The sequence below is a fragment of the Acinetobacter sp. 826659 genome (assembly GCF_000588515.1).
Taxonomy (GTDB): domain Bacteria; phylum Pseudomonadota; class Gammaproteobacteria; order Pseudomonadales; family Moraxellaceae; genus Acinetobacter; species Acinetobacter pittii.
This window is the reverse complement of the sequence record NZ_JFYD01000007.1, coordinates 184,270-203,092: the sequence shown is the minus strand read 5'-3', so window position 1 is coordinate 203,092 and position 18,823 is coordinate 184,270. Positions and strand designations below refer to the sequence as shown.

Here is an 18,823-nt window from a genome sequence, read left to right as displayed (position 1 = left end):
AATCAGTAGAGAAATTTTATTGAATGTCATGAAGCATTCATGCGCTACATCATACACGATTCACTGTGAAAAGTGCGTGATGAGTTTTCGAAGGCCTAGGTAAAAAAGCCTCTACAAAATGGAGAGGCTTTTTCATTCTTAAGTAACTTTTAGAAACTGTCACCCGGAACGCGTACCCAACCTTCCATTAACACACGCGCACTACGACTCATAATGGCTTTTTTAACAACCCACTGGCCATTTGTAAGTTCAGCTTGAGCCCCCACACGTAGTGTCCCAGATGGATGCCCGAAACGTACTGCTTCACGCTCACCGCCACCAGCTGCTAAATTTACTAAAGTGCCTGGAATAGCAGCCGCTGTTCCAATTGCAACGGCTGCTGTTCCCATCATCGCATGGTGAAGTTTACCCATCGACAAAGCACGAACGAGTAAGTCGACATCACTCTCTGAAACGTTTTTACCGCTTGATGCCGTGTAGTTTTTCGGTTTAGAAACAAAAGCAATTTTTGGGGTGTGCTGACGCGCAGCTGCTTCTGAAATATCTTTAATTAAGCCCATCTGTAACGCGCCATAGGCACGAATTTTTTCAAAACGTGCTAGTGCTGCTGTATCACTATTAATATGATCTTGTAACTCAGTACCTTCGTATCCTAAATCTTCTGCATTTAAGAAAATGGTTGGAATACCAGCATTAATAAATGTGGCTTGAAAACTACCAATCTCTGGAACATCTAATTGGTCAACAACATTCCCTGTCGGGAACATATCACCGCCCTCTTCACCATCATCGGCAGGATCTAAAAACTCAATTTGGACCTCAGCGGCAGGGAAAGTCACCCCATCCAGTTCAAAATCTCCAGTTTCTTGAACCTGTCCTTTGGTAATAGGCACATGCGCAATAATGGTTTTTTGAATATTTTTTTGCCAAATTCGAACCGTGCATAGGCCATTTTCTGGAATACGGTCTGCATCAACTAAGCCATTTGAAATAGCAAAAGAGCCAACCGCAGCGGTTAAATTACCGCAGTTACCACTCCAATCTACAAAAGCCTGATCAATTGAAACCTGACCAAACAAATAATCAACATCATGATCTGGCTGAGTGCTTTTAGCGAGAATAACAGTTTTGCTGGTACTCGAAGTGGCACCACCCATCCCATCAATTTGTTTTCCATAAGGATCTGGACTACCAATTACACGTAGTAAGAGCTGATCTCTTGCTTGACCTGCAACTTGGGCTTTTTCGGGCAAATCATCAAGCTTAAAAAAGACACCTTTACTCGTTCCACCACGCATATAAGTTGCTGGAATTTTAATTTGCGGTACTGAGCTCATATCAACTGTTATCCTTACTATTATGTTCTTCTATATCAAAACAAGCATTCTTGTTTACCCTTCTCTTCATCTTAAATTGTTTTAAGGTCAAGAGATAGCGATCTGCTTTATACATCAATCGTATTGACGCGAGCATATTTTGTGAATTTAACAATACTCTTGCAATGACTTAATCTAAGCAAAATCTAAGAAAAAAAGTCTATCTGAAATTATATTTTTTAGAGTACTTTTCACTCGAAATAGAAATATTAAAAGCAAGATTATGATTTTAAATAGTTTTTAGAATTACTTTTCAGTCACTGCTTATTAATTTGTAGTCTAGGCTAAAATAACTCCATCTATTAGAATAATTTACTTATTCATAGTGAGTGAAGACCTTTGACCAACGAATCTTCTACACTTCAACGAGGACTAAAAAATCGACATATCCAATTAATTGCTATGGGTGGAGCAATTGGTACCGGATTATTTTTAGGCTCGGCGCAAGTGATTCAATCTGCGGGACCATCCATTATTTTAGGATATGCCATTGGTGGCTTAATTGCTTTTTTAATTATGCGCCACCTGGGAGAAATGATTGTTGAAGAACCTGTTGCAGGATCGTTCAGCCATTTTGCGTATAAATACTGGGGGAAATTTCCCGGATTTTTAACCGGATGGAATTATTGGATACTCTACGTTCTGGTTGCGATGAGCGAACTCACCGCAGTGGCCAAATATATTAATTATTGGTGGCCTCATATTCCAGCGTGGACGTCTGTCTTATTTTTCTTTGTCGTGATTACGGCAATTAACCTAACAAACGTCAAATTTTATGGTGAGTCCGAATTCTGGCTCGCTATTATTAAAGTTGCTGCGGTCATCTCTATGATTGTTTTTGGACTCTATTTGCTATTTACAGCAGATGTAGGCTCAAATATTTCATTTAGTAACCTTTGGTCTCATGGTGGATTTTTTCCAAATGGCTTTAGCGGCCTCTTCTATATGTTGGCTTTCTTGATGTTCGCCTTTGGTGGTATTGAACTGATTGGTATGGCCGCAGCAGAAGCAAAAGATCCGAAAAAAACGATTCCAAAAGCAATTAACCAAGTCGTTTTCCGTATTTTGATTTTCTATATCGGTTCACTAGCGATCTTACTTTCATTAGTGCCATGGAACCAATTAGATCTTGGCGGTCTCGACAAAAGTCCATTTGTTATGATTTTTAGCCAAATGGGAATTGGTTGGGCTGCACACTTACTTAACTTTATTATTTTAACTGCTGCTCTATCTGTTTATAACAGTGGGATGTTTGCAAATAGTCGTATGCTATACAGCCTCGCTCAACAAGGGAATGCACCAAAAGTTTTTGCAAAAACCAATAAACAAGGGGTTCCTATTCCCGCTGTTTTACTTTCTGCTTTATTAATCTTTGGTTGTGTTCTTTTAAATTACTTTGTACCTGAAGATGCTCTTGGACATCTTATGTACGTTGTAGTTGGTGCACTTGTTCTAAACTGGGCAATGATATCAATTACACATTTGAAGTATAGACGCTTTGTTAAGCACGCGAATATTAAGACATCTTTTCCAGCGTTATGGTCGCCTTTTAGTAATTACTTAGTTTTAGCGTTTATTGCTGTGGTTCTCTATATTATGTGGACTCAAGGCTTCAAAGAGTCAGTAATGATGATCCCTATTTGGATTACTGCAATGCTCGTACTTTTTGACTATTTAAATCCTAAAAAACTAGATTCCATTGAGAATCCTGAAGAATAAATAAATCTAAAAAGCCATTGTCTAGACAATGGCTTTTTTTATTCATCATTAGAAAATTAAGCGCTATAAAAATTAAAATTTCATCGACAATAAAATTAGACGTTATGCATATTTATACTGACGCGAACAGTAAGCTCGTTCAATTTCTGGCGAACGTAATTGTTGATGCTTAGTTTTACGCCCTGCCATACGTTTACGCCAAAGTTTAAAACTATTGGTTTTTAGGTTGTATCTCATTAAACGAATAACTTCGCTTTCACTTAAGCCATACTCTCGCTCAATTGCTTCAAATGGAGTGCGATCTTCCCATGCCATTTCAATAATTCTAGATAAGTCCTGTTCATCAATTTTTTTCATGTTATGCCCTTTTGAATTATACGATAGTCAAATCTGATTTTTAACAAACAACCTTCTAGGAATAACTTCACCTACCCGATTGCTTGCCTCAAACCTTTTCGTGTTTTGCTTCAGATCATAGAAAGATCAACATGAATTTTTTGTGATTTTTTAGCTTTATAAACTCTATTTTTCTATAAAGCATAAGCGAATATGCAACTGTTGAGTGATACAGCTTTATTTTTATTGGCCACTATGGAAAAAGTTTTAATACCTAAAACATGAAAAAGCCATTGCCTTCGCAATAGCTTTTTTGTTTATAATCATAAAATTATGCGCCCTTAGCTTAACTGGATAGAGCAGTTGCCTCCTAAGCGACCGACGTGGGTTCGAGTCCCGCAGGGCGCACATATAATCTACCAAATAGATATGCTAGTAATGATTATAGAAAGGAATCAATTAAAGTATAAACATAGAACAAAGAGCTAAAAAGAATTACACACCATCTTCTATAAACCTCTCCTGTACTACTATTACCATCTATAGCGAACACGAAAGTAAAAGTTCCATTAAACCAAGCATATAAACAAAAAAGTATTGATATACATATCCCCAAAAAAGAAGATATAGTCAAAACGTCTTTGATATATTGCAAAAATAATCCAAGAGCAGAAATTAATGTATATACCAAAAATATTAGAAATTTATATCTTGTATATATTAGAAGATAAGTCTCTTTCACTTCCTACCTCTTGTTCTTTTATTAAATTCTTTTTGTAGAAAAAGATAATAGATAAGGAGTATCAATTATACCTTCTATAAATTTTTCAATATTCCTTAAATTTATTTTTGGCAATACAACCATATTTTCAAAAAAATATTGATTTGATCTCAAATCATCTTCAATAGTTTGTTTCAATCTAATAGGATCATAAAAATTAAATGTATATAGTTTATCAAATATCTGTATATCCACCTCAAAACATCCTTTCAAATCAATTTCCCAAGCATATTCACAAAAGTCATCAGATAAATTTAGAATATAATTTCCAATAGAATATCATCAAACATAAACATTTAATATTAGAACATAATTTACTTTTTTAATTTTAAAAATTCTAAATTAAAATAACATCTATCCAATATCAGATAAATCACATGATTAAAAAATTAATACATAAAACTTATTCAATTTTATTTATACTATTTGATTTTAAAAATAAATATTATTTTAACACAAAATAAAAAATGGATACTGATTATTAAATTAAAAATCAGCATCCATTAGAGACACCTAGTACAATTATTGACCTAATAATGGGTTGAGCAATATATAAATATGGAAGAAAGTACTTGAAAAAATCATCATCCACCTCGCAATAACTTCTCCATTACTACTTGACTCAGTAATTGGTAAAGTTTCAGCAAATACTCCATTGCACCACATATATATACAAGCATAACAACTTAAAAAGGTAACAAAAAAGTAACCATAGTCAATTAATCCCATCTTAACTTGCATAAAAACACTTAATAAAGTTAAAAATAAAATTAAAAAAACTATCTTTTTTTTATGCCTTTTAAGCATATAAAAGTAGATTCTTTTTAGCTCCATTAGAGAACCTCTTAACCTTAACATTTATATGGTGGTTTAATGTTTTTACAGGTTTCATTATAAGAGGCAGGTAGCCCTCCTACTAAATAACCTACAGCTGCACCACTAACCTGACTAGATACATTTCCTCCTCCTAACTGTAATACTTTTTTAGTAGTTAGAGACCCCGCTACACTTCCTCCAATAATACTCAATCCTTTTTGAGTATTGTTAAGTTCTGTATCAGCAAGTATCCCTGCCCCACCAATATATTCGCCTGCAGTAAATAAAAAAGGTGCTGCGGGAGTACACGCAAATAAACAAAAAGCTCCCGCACCAGTAGCGAAATCTCCCCAAAATTGTAAAGAATCTGCAGCATTTTGCCTAGAATACTGCCCTTTAACATTTCCTATCCATTTAGCATCATCTTTTGCAACCATTGCAGACAATGAGTCATTATAAGTAAAGAAATCATTACGACCTGTTCCTGTATAAACAGACCTAGTATTTTGAGCGGAAAAATTCATGATAGATTCTTGCTGTCTTAACATCCATTCCAAGTTACTACTATTATTTACATATGCCATTGACATTCCTGCATCTGACAACCTATCTAAACGTAATCCACTCGGATCTACATTCATCACAGGATTACTACCCGCATATGCATATGGATTTAAGCCACCTTCTAACCCAATCGGGTCCGGTTCCATATAACGACCAAGCTCAGGGTTATAGAAACGGTTGTGGTTATAGAACTGATTAGTGCCCACATCATAATATTGGCCAGGGAAACGTAAGTTAAACGTGATTGATCCTGTCGGGTTGCCCACACCAAATGCTGTTGAATCCCAACTCCATACCACCGCATGAGTTACGCCATCAACTAAACGTCTTGGAGTATTTTGAGCATCTGTAATGATGTAATAGATCTTGGTTGCCGCACCACTGCCATAAATCGCTGCTACTGGTTTATCACCCATCCATACATATTCTACCAATGCTCCAGTTTTGTCATATTCTCCAATTAAATGACTTTGTTCATCGTAGATGTATTGAGTCATTGTAGCCACAGCCCCATTAACGACTTTATCTCTAAAACTACGTTCATTTTTATGGTTGTAGTTCATGAAATAGTAATCTGTGCTTGCACGGTCTACTTTACGACGACCTGCATAATCATAAGTCGGTAAATAAGTACCATAGCTTAGCTCACTGTTAGCAGTATGACTGAAAGTCTGTGCAACGCCTCCTTTTGTAAAACTCGCCAACTTATTTGTGTTAGTTGTATAGGTATAGGCAGCACTAGCAGCAGGCTGCATGTGTTGTCCCGTAGCATTTAAAGTTAAACGATTGCCATTTTTGTCATAGGTATAGCTAATACTGTAAGTCGCTGCTGTACCTGTGGTACGGCTTTCGCTAAGTAAACGGTCTACAGCATCATAGGTGTAAGCATCTTTAGTTCCATTATTACGGGTAACTAGAGTAATACGCCCATCTTTATCATAAACATAAGTTAATGAATAGTTGACTGCTGACGCATTATCTTTATTTGTTAAACTCGCTATAGAACCATCATTATTATAACTTTGAGTGTAACCCGCATTACCTGATGCTCCCCATTGCCAGCCCGTAACCCGGTTAGCTCCGTCATAGTTAATACTACGAACAAGCGCACTACCGTTTAAGTTAATACCCGTCAGCATTCCCGTTGTGCTATAGCTATAGGTAACACTACGACCAGATGGTAAGGTCATTGAAGTCAGTTTACCGCCCGTGCTATAGCCATAATTAACATTGAGGGTATTACCTGTCGTACCTGCATAACGGTTAAATAACTGGTTTGTGGTACCTTTTTGGATAACTCGGTCATATGCATCGTATGTATATAACGTATCTACATCATAGCCTGTAACACCCGTTGTAACTTTATCAAGACGACCATAACGGCTTTGGTCATAGGTGTAATTATTGTTTACTTGATATTCACTGGCTGTAGTTCCACTATTTGCAGCACATACAAATGCTTTATAACGACCTAATTCATCTAGAGTGTTATAGTTACACTTACGTGGACCATGTAAACGTTGAATTAACTGATCTGCTTCGTTATAACTATAAGTCTTCGTTCCATAATCAGTGTTCACTTCTTGAGTTAATACATTACCATTGCGATAACTAAACGGGTTACTTCCTGCATTTAAAGCATCTTTTGAAAGCACGATATTATCATTAACATCATAACCTTTTGTATCGATGTTACCCGAACCATCCGTATGACTTGTTACACGGTTAAGTACATCATAGCTCCATTTTTCAATCACACCTGCTGCAGTCGTAGTTTGAATAACATTACCATTATTATCATAAATAAAAGTAGTGTATCGACGTGTAGCATCACTGCCTTGTTGAGTTTTACTAATTCGCCCTTTGGTATCTAAATATTGATAACTTTCTGTAGCGACTAAGCCTGCACTGGTCACGCTTTTTTCACTCGCCACCGCTCCAATTGAATAATAAGTTTTTTGAATACGGTTACCATTTGGTAATGTAATTTGAATTAATTGACCAGCTAGATCATATGCAAATTGTGTTACCTCGGCGTCTGGGTTTGTTTCACTGATTTTTTGCTTAAGAGTATTATAAGTATAAGAAGTTGTTTGACCTGTAATCGTACCTGTCGCTCCACCAACACCAGTAGTTTGGCTTTTTAATGTTCCATCAGCATTATAAATAAATTGGTTTACAAGGCCATTTGGATTTAAGTTCCGTTCAGGCTCACCAAATGTATTGTATCCCAAATACTGAGTTACACGTGCAATACCATTAACTGTTTGAGTTTGACTCGCTAAATTACCGTAAACATCATAACTATAAGTAATTTTATCTGCTGTACCAGAGCGTGGCCCATCAACACTTAATAGGCGACCAAAATGTTTACTTGTGGTCGTCTCATCATAAGCGTAAGTAGTTACCTTACTTGTACTTCCAGTCTGACTTGAAGCCTGAGTTTGGGTAACAATCTGACCTCTTGGGTTAACTACATTAGTAATAGTAAGATTAGGTGTAACAACGCTCGTTGGAGTCAAAAATAAATTAACACCATTATTATTTAATAGACCATAAGTGTATGTCGTTTTACGGCTTAACGTGGTGCCATCAGCATCAGTTATTCCCGTAATACGCGCTTGTGTATCATATTCATAACTCGTAGCGACATTATTGGCATCGGTAACTTTCACTAATCGACTACGATCTGTTTTAAACTCAGCGCTACTCACAGGTGTACCATTAGATGTTAAACATGGATAGCCTGATGCTGTAATAGTCAAACTATTATCTGCATTTACTGTACTTTGAATAGAACTAGTTGCTGTGCTATTAGCAAGCTGTAACGTTAAATTAATTGTTTTAGCGTTATCATCATATACCGTAGTAAAGTCTTGAGCTGTTCCAGACGAAAGTGGTGTATAAGACCGTAGTGTAGTTTGTGCAGTTGAATAGCTTGTTCCATTCAACACATAATTTTGAGTTACATCCCATTGCCGTACGATTTGCCCAGAAGTATTTTTCACCTGTCTTAATACTGGATAATAATAACTTGAGTCTGCTGTCCTACCACGGCTTGCGACATATGCTTTAACCGGCCCCAATTCAGTCATCTCATTCACATAGCTGTAAGCTCCTGCAGCTGTGGAGTTTGAACTAATTAAAGCAAATACAGTTGTCGTCACCCCTGTACTTGGGACCTTTGATGTATAAGCTTTATAGTTAAAATTCGCAACTTGTGTGCCACCTTGAGCAGCCGTATAAGTAACTTTAGTTATTAACCGAGATTCATCAATAGTTTGGGTTGTACCTAAAGTTGCGTCATGGAATGTACGCTCAAATACTAATTTATTATTATATTGATCATTGACTTGAGTCAGGTTCATTTTACTATCATATTGTAAATTTAGAACACGACCTTGATCTTCAATTTTTGCTACTCGATACAATTCCATTGAAACTGTTGTAGTATTTTTTATATAAGGTGCAGTATTTGAAATAGCTATTGGATATAATCCATTAGTGTTCCATTGACTCGTAGTTGTTCTAAAATTACCATAATTATCAATATAGAGGTTTATACTACTAACAGAATCTTGAGCAGGTACTAAAGTATAAGAAGTATCAGTTATCGTATATTTCACACCATTTTTGACAATAATTAAATTATTTCCAACTCGACTCAGCTGATATTCTCCCAGATCTGAACTCCAAGGCAGCTGCGTAAGTGCTGTATTATTCATCTCTCTAATAGCATCAGCTGAATATAAACGAGTAAAACTGCCATTTTCTTCTTTAAACAACGTAGCAACACTTTCTCCAGGTAACCTAACTATAATTTCCTTAGCGGAGAAACTAGATGTAGTAATTGGATTATACGTAGTTAAATTATAAGAAATAGGATTAGATGACACCTGAGTTGCTGTAAATTGCTGAAACTCTTGAGTAACAGATTGAATATTTTGAACGAAAACATGAGCCTGATAGTTATCAGTCCACCCCAGAGAGCTTTCTTCAGGTTGAACAAATACCTGTGCAGCTGAAAGATTCTGGCGCAAAGGTGCCTTATAATTAAGACTAAAAGGTAAAGCTCCTGTAATTAAATTTTGTCCATAACTTATATCACCTGCCATTAAATCATAACCTACAGTACATGATTGAACTCCAGGTGAACGAGCAGCAGAATAGTTTTGTGCTACAATATCGGGCGCGGCGTAGGTCAGTTGACTTAACAAGCTCAACATCCCCCCTATACATAGCCATAGACTATGTATAAATATACTGGCTATTTTTTTCATACTTTAAATTTCCATTATTTTTTATAAATTTGTTATTCTCTAACAAAAGAAACTACTTTCTTTTCAGAGTTTTTTTAGGTTGATTATCCTTACTAGTTGATTATCCTTACTAATAGTCGAAAATTAATTTTGTTTATTAATTTGTTGAACTGACCCATCAGTTATCACTTTTCCTTCAGGTAAAGGTGATTTTTTTAACTGTTGTTGGCTTGCGAATTCAGCTTGTACCTTTGCATGTTCCTGTGCATATCCCACCATTGCATTATTTTGCGAAGTTTGCTCAGTTTCACAACCCGATATTATTAGTCCTCCTCCTGTAACAAATATTAAAAAAAATATTTTCAATACACTGTTTTTCATAGACATTTTTATAAAATCCTCTTTTTGCCTTTTTAAACAAAGATATTCCTACATAGAAAGAACAGTCTTTCCACAAAAGATAACATTCTTGATCAATAAAGCAACATATGCCTCATATTTATTTTAATTATCAATTCCATAAAAGAGATTTAATTTAATAGAAATTAAATATATAATATTAATTTAAGTCACTTATTTTAATTAAATTATTTTTTTAATAATAAAGATATTTTTAATATTTTCTTATTAATTATCGAAGCATTTAGTAAAAAATATTTTTAATTTACATAAACTACAATAGGACTTAATAAAAAGCCCTATTTCGATAAAATAATATACTTAATCCTTCACTTCAGCCAACAATGTTTCAGCTGCAAGTTTTCCTAAATTATTAGAAGCAAGCGGACTATCGCCAGTTAGCAATTTACGATCTCTATGACATTGGCCTGTAATGCCCTTATTTAAAATTTCTACACCGAGTTTTTCAAGATTTTCACCCACCAACCAAGGTAAAGCCCCCGGCATATAACCAATATCAATATTTGCTCCCTTATCTAATGAATCAGGGAATACACAAATTTGATAGCCTTTAAAAATATAGTTTTCTGGCTGTTCATCAACTGCCGCAGCCAGTAACGAAGCTGGACCATGGCATAACGTAATAATAAATTTATCTTGTTCAACCGCCCATTTAAGAACTTTTTTCACCTCAAGGCTATGTGGAATTTTAGCTAATACGCCATGCCCACCCGGAATAAATACAGCCGCATATGGTGAGTTTTCACCGACTGCATTTTCTAAAATGTCAGCTATTTTTAGCGGATTTTTTAATTTGTCTGCATATTTTTGAAAAGTGTCTAACACTACTTGTTCTTGTTTTGGCATTGCCCACATTTCAAGCTTGGCTGGATTACCTGAAAGTGTCGCAACATCAATTTCGAAGCCTGCATTATCTAAATGAAACATCGGTAAAAGCATTTCTACAGGATGGTTACCTGTTGAAAAGAACTTACCGTTTTGCATCTGGATATAACGCTCATCAGTCGCAATCATTAAGACTTTTTTATTGCCTGTATACGGCGTTGGGTAAGTTGTACCATCGTAATCGGTTTTAGGTGCAGTATATTGACTCAGTGAATAAGGTGATGGGAAAAAGGCATTATCTTCAGCCAAATCTGGAGTAGGATTTTTATCATCAATATTTGCGGTATTCATTGTTACTATCCTTTTTCATCAGTATGGAAAGAAATAATAAGGTAAGAACCAATTGTTATTTCTTACTCAATTTATAGGTGAAGTTATAGAACTGGTGCAATCTGCCAATAGAATTTGGCAATTTTTATAGAGAAATAGGCAGAATCTAGAATTATAAAATTCAGTTTAGGCGAACTTGTCGTTCACCTAAACTTCAATGATTATAGCGTTACGCATTCATTTCTAAAACGATCTTTCCAATATGATCACCTTGTTCCATACATGCGTGAGCACTTTGTACATCTGAAAAAGCATACGTTTTATAGATTTGCGGTAAACATTTACCTTGTGCCAATAATGGCCACACATGCTCATGCAAAGATTGGGCAATTTGTGCTTTTTCTTGGCTATTACGTGCTCGCATCGTTGAACCCGTAATTGTGGCACGTTTTAAAATCAGTTTTTGTAAATCAAATTCTTTTGCGATTCGTCCACCCATAAAACCAATAATGACCAGTCGGCCATCACGTTTTAATAGATTTAAATTTTTCGTGAAATAAGAGCCGCCCACAATGTCCAAAATGACATCAACCCCTTGGTCTTGAGTATGTTTCAAAACTTCTTGCTCAAAATCTTGGGTTTTATAGTTAATTGCTGTCGTTAAACTTGAGAGTGCTTCAACTTTATCTTCACTACCAACCGTAGCAAAAGTTTTAATCCCCAAAGCGTGGCAAATGGCTAAAGCTGTGGTTCCAATACCACTTGCCCCACCATGAATCAGTGCGGTTTCATCTTTCTTTAAACGGCCAATATCAAATAGATTTGCCCAAACTGTAAAAAATGTTTCCGGAATCGCAGCGGCTTGAGTAAATGATAAATTTTCAGGTATTGGTAATACTTGAGTTGCAGTTACCGCACAATATTCTGCATAACCGCCGCCATTTGTTAGGGCGCAAACTTTATCGCCAACCTTGAATTGATCTACTTCGTCACCTACAGCAACCACGACACCAGCGACTTCAAGTCCCGGTATTTGAGTAACACCTTTAGGCATTGGATATAAACCCATACGCTGCAAAACGTCAGGACGGTTAATTCCAGCAGCCTTTACCTCAATTAAGACTTCATCTGCTTGAGGTGCTGGAATATTAGCATCTTGAACTTTTAGAACCTCAGGTCCACCCAGAGCCGTAATTTCAATAATTTTCATGGTTGTTGGAAGGGTCATAAAATGCTCCATGTTTGATTTATATCTAAAAATACTAATCTACGTTAAATAATTGAGGACTTGGGTGGAACGCCAAACAGTCGCTTAAATTCTCGACTAAATTGAGAAGCACTAACATATCCAACTTCATAGGCGGCTTCTGCGACTCCCATTTTATTGTTCATGATTAACTCACGTGCCTTATGTAACCGAGTAATTTTGATGTACTGTAAGGGCGAATAATTCGTCACCTTTTTAAAAGTTTGATGAAAAAGCGAGATGCTCATGCCTGCTTGTTTCGCCAACTCTTGAACCGTTAAGTTATGATAATAATCACGCTGAATAATTTCACAAATGGTGTAGATCACGCCATTTCGACTTGCCATAGCAGATAAGCTTTCGACTAGACTGTTACCTGAAGCCTGCACCACACGATAAACCAATTCTCTTTTAACTTGCTCACCCAATATAAAAGTATCTTGTTTAGAACGAAGTAAATTGAGTAATCGTAGAGCAACCTCTGAAATGGTCGCATTCATGTCAATCACTCTAAGCCCACAACTTAATTTTAAATCTTCTGAATGAGCATCTTCAGTAACCACTTGTTGCTGTTTATCCATTTTAGTAATGAGATCAGCCATCATTTGTGGTTCAAACTTTATTGCGATTGCCAACATGGGTTCATTATTTTCAACTACAGTATCGCAATCAAACGGTATTGCAATTGAGATAAATAAGCACTGTCCTTGTTGAAACTGAAAGATTTCTTTACCAATATATCCGCGCTTTAACCCCTGTATCACTAAAACAATTGAGGGTTCTTGCAGCACGGCAACAGGTGGTGTGGAATGATCTACACGCATCAAAGTGATATTAGAAATAAAAGTAGGATAGAGGCCTTCTGCTGGAGCCAAGTGCAAAAATGCATCGACCAAATGTTCTGTAAGATGATTTTGCGGCATAGTTTTATTGTGAGAAGTGATCTAATAATCAATATAACAATGAACCTAAAATGAAAACATCTGTCTTACGTTTACTTTGTATAAATAGGCAATTCAAATCAATTTTTAGGCATAAAAAAACCTAGAGCATTCTAGGTTTTTTCACTTTATCAGGCTATTTAAGCCGATAAATTAAAGAACATTGCTGCAATCAAAATAATTACGCCAAGTACAATTCGGTACCAAGCAAATACACGTAACGTGTGACGTTCTACAAACAGTACCAATGCTTTTACAACAAACAGCGCGGCAATAAAAGCAGCAACGAAACCTACCCCAATATTAATCATATTGTCTGAGGTGAGTACGTCAGCATTTTTAATCAAGTCAAAAGTCGCAGCCCCCAACATGGTCGGCATAGCAAGGAAGAAAGAAAATTCTGTAGCAGCTTTACGTGATAAACCTGCAAACATTCCGCCTACAATTGTTGCGCCTGAACGTGAAGTTCCCGGAATCATCGCCACACACTGAGCAAGACCTACTAAAAGCGCTTGTTTAAAAGTAATTTTAGTTGCATCTAGGGTCTTATGTTCAAACTGTCTAGATTCAACCCAGAAAATAATAAGAGCACCGACAATTAAGGCAATCGCAACCACAATTGGGCTAAATAGAACACTTTTAATAAAGTCGACAGCTAGAACACCAATAATGACTGCTGGAAAGAATGCAATAAGCACACTAATCGCAAAATGACGTGACTCCACATCACCGCTAAAGAATCCCTTAATCAAGTTAATAATTTTTTGTCGGTATAACCAGCACACTGCCAAAATAGCACCTAACTGGATTACGACCTCAAATACACGACCGCCGTCTGAGTGGAAATCGATAATATGACCAAATAAAATTAAATGGCCTGTACTCGAGATGGGTAAAAATTCAGTTAAGCCTTCGACAAAGCCTAAAAACAGTGCTTTTATAACTTCAAAATTTTCCATAACTTGCTCAAAGAAAGTTAATCATTAGAACGACCTAAAATTTGTTTTATCGAAATTGGTAAGTCCCAAATTAGACTTAACACATGTTCAATATCAGATCATTTCTAACGTTTGTGGTTATTGCCCCTAGTTAAAGGCAGTTTATTTAAAGTGCGATAATGTATCACATCATGATGACAAACTTGGGTTAACTATCGTAAAAAGATAAAACTTGGTTAAGAACTGCCAAAGTTTTTCTTGTTATAGACAAAGCTTTTTACCTTTACTTACTCTACAAAATGATCTTAAAAAGTCCTTAAAAAAACATGATATTATTCTGATCAAATGCAACTCATATCAAAAATTCAATCTGAATGAAAAATATCAAAATTAATGCGCGCCATCTCATTATCGATTTATTTCTTTCCTCTGCTTACCCTCAGCTCACGATTAGACAAATATTAATTGCCGCTAAACTTTTTAATATGAGTGACAACGGTATTCGTGTGGCTACGACTCGGCTATTAAATGAAGGGATGATAGAAAGTGTAGAACGCGGTATTTATCAACTTTCGCCATCAACCAAAGAATGGGCAAAAGTTATTTTGAATCGTAAAAATGGCATTAAGCAGACTAAAGAATGGCAACAACACTATCTGGCAGTCTTTACGGGGACATTAGGTCGTATTGATCGAACCGCTTTAAAAAAGAGAGAACACGCTTTACGTCAATTTGGTTTTAGAGAACTCGAAACTGGAATTTATATACGTCCAGATAATTTAGCGTATAGCTTTGAAAAAACATGTGAAGAACTCATTTTAGCGGGTCTTGAAAATGAAGCTAAAATTTCTATTATTCAAAAATTTGACGCAAAAACAGTTTCGTTAATTCCTTCTTTGTGGGATATCAAACAGCTTGAAAAAAACTATGAAATGTATAGTCAAGATATCCAAGAATGGCTTTTGAATTATAAAAATTTATCCTTAAATGAGGCTGCTACCCAAGCTTTATTATTAGGACGTGAAACCATTACCTTACTCATGAATGATCCTCTACTGCCTTCTCCATTTGTTGATGAACATGCCCGCAATCAGTTTGCTCAAAATGTACAACAGCTCGATTCGATTGGACAAAAGCTATGGCAGAAACTTTATGAAAATGAATTAGCCCACTAAAGGGCGATTTATTTTTTTACAAACATATATTTCACATTTTAAAATTTTATGATTATATTTGTAATATAAGATATGGATACCAAAATCTGATTTGGGAGAATAAAAATGAATGCACAAGTGAGTGTGACCGATCTATTTAGCAGAGAAGAAATACAAGAACTCACACAACCCTCAGACATATACGGTGCTTGGGCTGTTGCAAGCACATGGGCCGTTATTGGCGGAACATTTGCAAGCTTAATCATGATGTGGGATTACTTACCTAGCTGGGGCAAATTACTTGCTTGTATGCTAGCTTTAGCTATATTGGCAGGTCGCCAGTTATGCCTAGCAATTTTGATGCATGATGCATCTCATAAAAGCTTATTCAAAAATAAAAAAATAAATGACTTTGTAGGCGAATGGCTATGCGCCCGTCCAATCTGGAATGATCTACAAAAATACCGCGTACATCATGTTCGTCATCATGCAAAAACCTCTACTCCAGATGATCCAGATCTTTCGTTAGTTTCTGGTTTTCCTGTAAGCAAAAAATCGCTTACTCGTAAATTTTTACGCGACTTAACAGGTATGACAGGATTAAAGTTTAGCTTTGGTCGAGTGTTAATGGATCTAGATCTAATGAAATGGACTGTTGCCAATGATCAAGTCTGGCTAGATCGAAGCAATAAAGATTTCGTTGATTATGCAAAAAGTCTTATAAAAAACAGTAGTGGTGCCATTGCAACCAATGTAGCTCTTTATGGTGTTTTAAAAGCTTTTGGTCAACAACGGTTTTATTGGTTATGGCCCCTAGCTTATTTAACACCGTTTCCATTATTTTTAAGAATTCGCTCAATGGCCGAACATGCAGGGATGCAAACGAGTAATACAGCTTTAACTAATACCCGTACTACACGTGCAGGTTGGATTGCTAGAAGTTTTGTGGCGCCTATTCATGTCAATTATCACATGGAACATCATTTAATGGCTTCGGTGCCCTACTTCAAACTGCCACGTATGCATCGTCTATTGAGAGACCGCGGACATGTTCCTGCACCGCCTAGCTATTTTGAAGTGATTGAATCACTCTCATCTAAGCCAGAATAGTCTACTTAATTGACTCAAATAATAAATGAAAGGCCATGAATTTAAATTTGTGGCCCTTTAATTTGAATCCGCCATCTTATGTTTGGTTTGGAAATATTTAGGAGTAACACCCACCCAGCGCTTAAACGCACGAGTGAAGTGAGAAGTCTCGGCATAACCTAGCATTAAAGCCACTTTTTCAACCGACATGTTATTTTGAGCTAAAAGTTTCTGGGCATGCTCCTTTTTCAGTGAGTCAACCAAAAGTGTAAAACTAGTATCATCAAAAGCTAAATAACGTTGCAAAGTTCGCTCCGACATATTCATAATATGAGCCACTTGTCCAACTTTTAGCGCCTCAATATTCCCATTCATAAGCAATTTTTCGGCAACTTGTTTGACTTGTCCTTTCCAACTACTTTTTAAGTTTAATTTCTCTATATCCCGTTTACATTGCGCATTTAATAACGGCGCTAGCATTGGGTCTGCCGTTAATACAGGTTGTGCTAAATACTCTTTTGGAAATATCCAACGATTACGCTTTTGGTTAAATAAACAAGTTACAGCCAGCTGATGACTGATTTGGCCAAAACCTATTGGCTCTGGCATTTGTAATTCAACTTTTCCCAAATGAGAAAGCCCTGTTAATTTTTTGGCAATTTGAACAAAACCGACTAACAAAAAAATGTTGGCATTTGAACTCAATTGAAATTGATTAACAGGCTGATGAATTGACCAACATGCATCATTATTTTCTTGTTTTAATTCTGGTTTAAAAACCTTACAACGTGAACCAATGAATTCTTCAAGTATTTTCAGTGCTTCTCCTAAATTTGGAGAAACTATGGCAGCCATTCCGACTGAACCATAACATGAAGCCGTCATGCTTAAAGCTAAATATACTGCTAGTGCTGGCTCTTTGCATAACTCGATCGCCCGTTCAATAAGCTGATTTAAGATGTTGAATTCAACATACCAGTAAGGCTTTTCTAATTGGTCTAAGGTTATTCCACTTCCATTTAAAAGCTGCTCACCAGAGACACCCCACCGCTTAACAGTCTCAACGATTAAATTAATATAAGTTCCGGGTAATTCTGGATTCATGAGCAACCCATATGAGCAAAATAAAATGGCGCGAAATGGTAAAAACTGTCAGTTCATGAACTATGCCATGCTTTTAAATTGATGCATAGTTATCCAAAACAAAATCCGCTGAATTGCACTAGACAGCACAATTTCTGAAAAGAATACAGGTCTCACCTTATGAACATTCTTATTGTCCATGCTCATCCAGAACCACAGTCTTTCACCACTGCTCTAAAAAATACAGCTAAGCAAACCTTAGAAAAATTGGGGCACAGTGTAGAAATTTCAGATTTATATGCGATGCAATTTAACCCTATTGCATCCAAAGAGGATTTCTTAGAGCTTAATCAGCCTGAGTATTTTAACTATGCATTAGAACAAAGAAATGCCAGCAAAAATCAACTTCTAGCTCCAGATATTCAAGCAGAAATTGAAAAAGTTAAAAAAGCAGATCTCGTCATTTTAAATTTCCCACTTTATTGGACATCTGTGCCAGCAATTTTAAAAGGTTGGATTGATCGCGTATTTGTCTCAGGGCTTTTTTATGGAGGCAAGCGATTTTACGATCACGGCGGCATGGTAGGTAAAAAAGCGATGTTGTGTTTAACACTCGGTGGTAGAACACACATGTTTGGAGAAAGCTCTATTCATGGTCCAATTGAAAATTATTTATCGCCGATTCAACGTGGTACTTTGGCATATGCTGGTTTTGAAGTCCTACCTCCATTCATTGCTTACCATGTGCCGTATATTAGCCAAGAAGCACGACAAACCCTTCTTGAAGACTATGTAATCTACCTTACTCATCTGGACCAGCTCGAGTCATTAACATTTCCCAAACTTGAGCAATTTGATGAAAAATTATATCCACTGTAATGCGATGTTTTAGCTCTTAAAATTAAATAACCGAATTTAGATCATTATTTTCGGTTTTTTATTACAC

14 protein-coding genes and 1 tRNA gene are annotated in these 18,823 nt (G+C 36.2%); 5 read left to right on the top strand and 10 right to left on the bottom strand.

What is annotated here, in order from left to right:
* Nucleotides 1-149: 149 nt before the first annotated feature.
* Nucleotides 150-1,337 (bottom strand): 2-methylaconitate cis-trans isomerase PrpF, encoded by a 1,188-nt coding sequence (gene prpF, locus J663_RS15450; protein ID WP_033850776.1) that lies wholly within the window; start codon nucleotides 1,335-1,337, stop codon nucleotides 150-152.
* A gap of 378 nt (nucleotides 1,338-1,715) precedes the next feature.
* Here prpF and J663_RS15445 point away from each other — a divergent pair, with 378 nt between their 5' ends.
* Nucleotides 1,716-3,095 carry an amino acid permease gene (locus J663_RS15445; RefSeq protein ID WP_031946772.1) on the top strand — a complete coding sequence of 460 codons (1,380 nt, stop codon included), beginning with the start codon at nucleotides 1,716-1,718 and terminating at the stop codon, nucleotides 3,093-3,095.
* 102 nt (nucleotides 3,096-3,197) lie between these two features.
* Here J663_RS15445 and J663_RS15440 read toward each other — a convergent pair whose 3' ends face one another.
* Nucleotides 3,198-3,452, bottom strand: coding sequence for a TIGR03643 family protein (locus J663_RS15440; RefSeq protein WP_003655360.1), 255 nt, complete (start codon nucleotides 3,450-3,452; stop codon nucleotides 3,198-3,200).
* A 314-nt stretch (nucleotides 3,453-3,766) separates the two neighbouring features.
* Here J663_RS15440 and J663_RS15435 point away from each other — a divergent pair.
* A tRNA-Arg gene (locus tag J663_RS15435) sits at nucleotides 3,767-3,839 on the top strand.
* 355 nt (nucleotides 3,840-4,194) lie between these two features.
* On the opposite strand, the gene J663_RS19770 is transcribed toward J663_RS15435, so the two are convergent.
* From J663_RS19770 to J663_RS15395, 7 genes are all read right to left on the bottom strand, one after another.
* On the bottom strand, nucleotides 4,195-4,485 hold the full coding sequence (locus J663_RS19770; RefSeq protein WP_033850775.1) for a hypothetical protein: 291 nt from the start codon (nucleotides 4,483-4,485) through the stop codon (nucleotides 4,195-4,197).
* Between the two features lie 578 nt (nucleotides 4,486-5,063).
* Nucleotides 5,064-9,872, bottom strand: a complete 4,809-nt coding sequence (locus J663_RS15420) for an RHS repeat-associated core domain-containing protein (protein WP_228132961.1) — start codon at nucleotides 9,870-9,872, stop codon at nucleotides 5,064-5,066.
* 123 nt (nucleotides 9,873-9,995) lie between these two features.
* Nucleotides 9,996-10,238 (bottom strand): hypothetical protein, encoded by a 243-nt coding sequence (locus J663_RS15415; protein ID WP_033850773.1) that lies wholly within the window; start codon nucleotides 10,236-10,238, stop codon nucleotides 9,996-9,998.
* 333 nt (nucleotides 10,239-10,571) lie between these two features.
* Nucleotides 10,572-11,447, bottom strand: a complete 876-nt coding sequence (gene hchA / locus J663_RS15410) for a glyoxalase III HchA (protein ID WP_033850772.1) — start codon at nucleotides 11,445-11,447, stop codon at nucleotides 10,572-10,574.
* Between the two features lie 208 nt (nucleotides 11,448-11,655).
* On the bottom strand, nucleotides 11,656-12,666 hold the full coding sequence (locus J663_RS15405; RefSeq protein ID WP_081404774.1) for an NAD(P)H-quinone oxidoreductase: 1,011 nt from the start codon (nucleotides 12,664-12,666) through the stop codon (nucleotides 11,656-11,658).
* Between the two features lie 32 nt (nucleotides 12,667-12,698).
* Complete coding sequence (locus J663_RS15400) at nucleotides 12,699-13,595, bottom strand: AraC family transcriptional regulator (RefSeq protein ID WP_033850770.1); 897 nt, start codon at nucleotides 13,593-13,595, stop codon at nucleotides 12,699-12,701.
* A 158-nt stretch (nucleotides 13,596-13,753) separates the two neighbouring features.
* Entirely contained in the window at nucleotides 13,754-14,572 is an 819-nt protein-coding gene (locus J663_RS15395) for an undecaprenyl-diphosphate phosphatase (RefSeq protein ID WP_016143164.1), read from the bottom strand.
* A 353-nt stretch (nucleotides 14,573-14,925) separates the two neighbouring features.
* Between J663_RS15395 and J663_RS15390 the strand changes: the two genes are divergently transcribed.
* Nucleotides 14,926-15,726 (top strand): PaaX family transcriptional regulator C-terminal domain-containing protein, encoded by an 801-nt coding sequence (locus J663_RS15390; RefSeq protein WP_033850769.1) that lies wholly within the window; start codon nucleotides 14,926-14,928, stop codon nucleotides 15,724-15,726.
* 105 nt (nucleotides 15,727-15,831) lie between these two features.
* Entirely contained in the window at nucleotides 15,832-16,815 is a 984-nt protein-coding gene (locus tag J663_RS15385) for a fatty acid desaturase family protein (RefSeq protein ID WP_016143366.1), read from the top strand.
* A 57-nt stretch (nucleotides 16,816-16,872) separates the two neighbouring features.
* On the opposite strand, the gene J663_RS15380 is transcribed toward J663_RS15385, so the two are convergent.
* On the bottom strand, nucleotides 16,873-17,898 hold the full coding sequence (locus tag J663_RS15380; RefSeq protein WP_033850768.1) for an AraC family transcriptional regulator: 1,026 nt from the start codon (nucleotides 17,896-17,898) through the stop codon (nucleotides 16,873-16,875).
* 159 nt (nucleotides 17,899-18,057) lie between these two features.
* Here J663_RS15380 and J663_RS15375 point away from each other — a divergent pair, with 159 nt between their 5' ends.
* On the top strand, nucleotides 18,058-18,756 hold the full coding sequence (locus J663_RS15375; protein WP_033850767.1) for an NAD(P)H-dependent oxidoreductase: 699 nt from the start codon (nucleotides 18,058-18,060) through the stop codon (nucleotides 18,754-18,756).
* The last annotated feature ends 67 nt before the right edge of the window (nucleotides 18,757-18,823 follow it).

Excerpts from the sequence above, each read along its gene's own strand:
- prpF (WP_033850776.1), bottom strand. The coding sequence starts at position 1,337 with ATGAGCTCAGTACCGCAAATTAAAATTCCAGCAACTTATATGCGTGGT.
- J663_RS15440 (WP_003655360.1), bottom strand. The coding sequence starts at position 3,452 with ATGAAAAAAATTGATGAACAGGACTTATCTAGAATTATTGAAATGGCA.
- J663_RS15395 (WP_016143164.1), bottom strand. The coding sequence starts at position 14,572 with ATGGAAAATTTTGAAGTTATAAAAGCACTGTTTTTAGGCTTTGTCGAA.
- hchA (WP_033850772.1), bottom strand. The coding sequence starts at position 11,447 with ATGAATACCGCAAATATTGATGATAAAAATCCTACTCCAGATTTGGCT.
- J663_RS15415 (WP_033850773.1), bottom strand. The coding sequence starts at position 10,238 with ATGTCTATGAAAAACAGTGTATTGAAAATATTTTTTTTAATATTTGTT.
- J663_RS15390 (WP_033850769.1), top strand. The coding sequence starts at position 14,926 with ATGAAAAATATCAAAATTAATGCGCGCCATCTCATTATCGATTTATTT.
- J663_RS15385 (WP_016143366.1), top strand. The coding sequence starts at position 15,832 with ATGAATGCACAAGTGAGTGTGACCGATCTATTTAGCAGAGAAGAAATA.
- J663_RS15405 (WP_081404774.1), bottom strand. The coding sequence starts at position 12,666 with ATGGAGCATTTTATGACCCTTCCAACAACCATGAAAATTATTGAAATT.
- J663_RS15420 (WP_228132961.1), bottom strand. The coding sequence starts at position 9,872 with ATGAAAAAAATAGCCAGTATATTTATACATAGTCTATGGCTATGTATA.
- J663_RS15380 (WP_033850768.1), bottom strand. The coding sequence starts at position 17,898 with ATGAATCCAGAATTACCCGGAACTTATATTAATTTAATCGTTGAGACT.
- J663_RS15375 (WP_033850767.1), top strand. The coding sequence starts at position 18,058 with ATGAACATTCTTATTGTCCATGCTCATCCAGAACCACAGTCTTTCACC.
- J663_RS15400 (WP_033850770.1), bottom strand. The coding sequence starts at position 13,595 with ATGCCGCAAAATCATCTTACAGAACATTTGGTCGATGCATTTTTGCAC.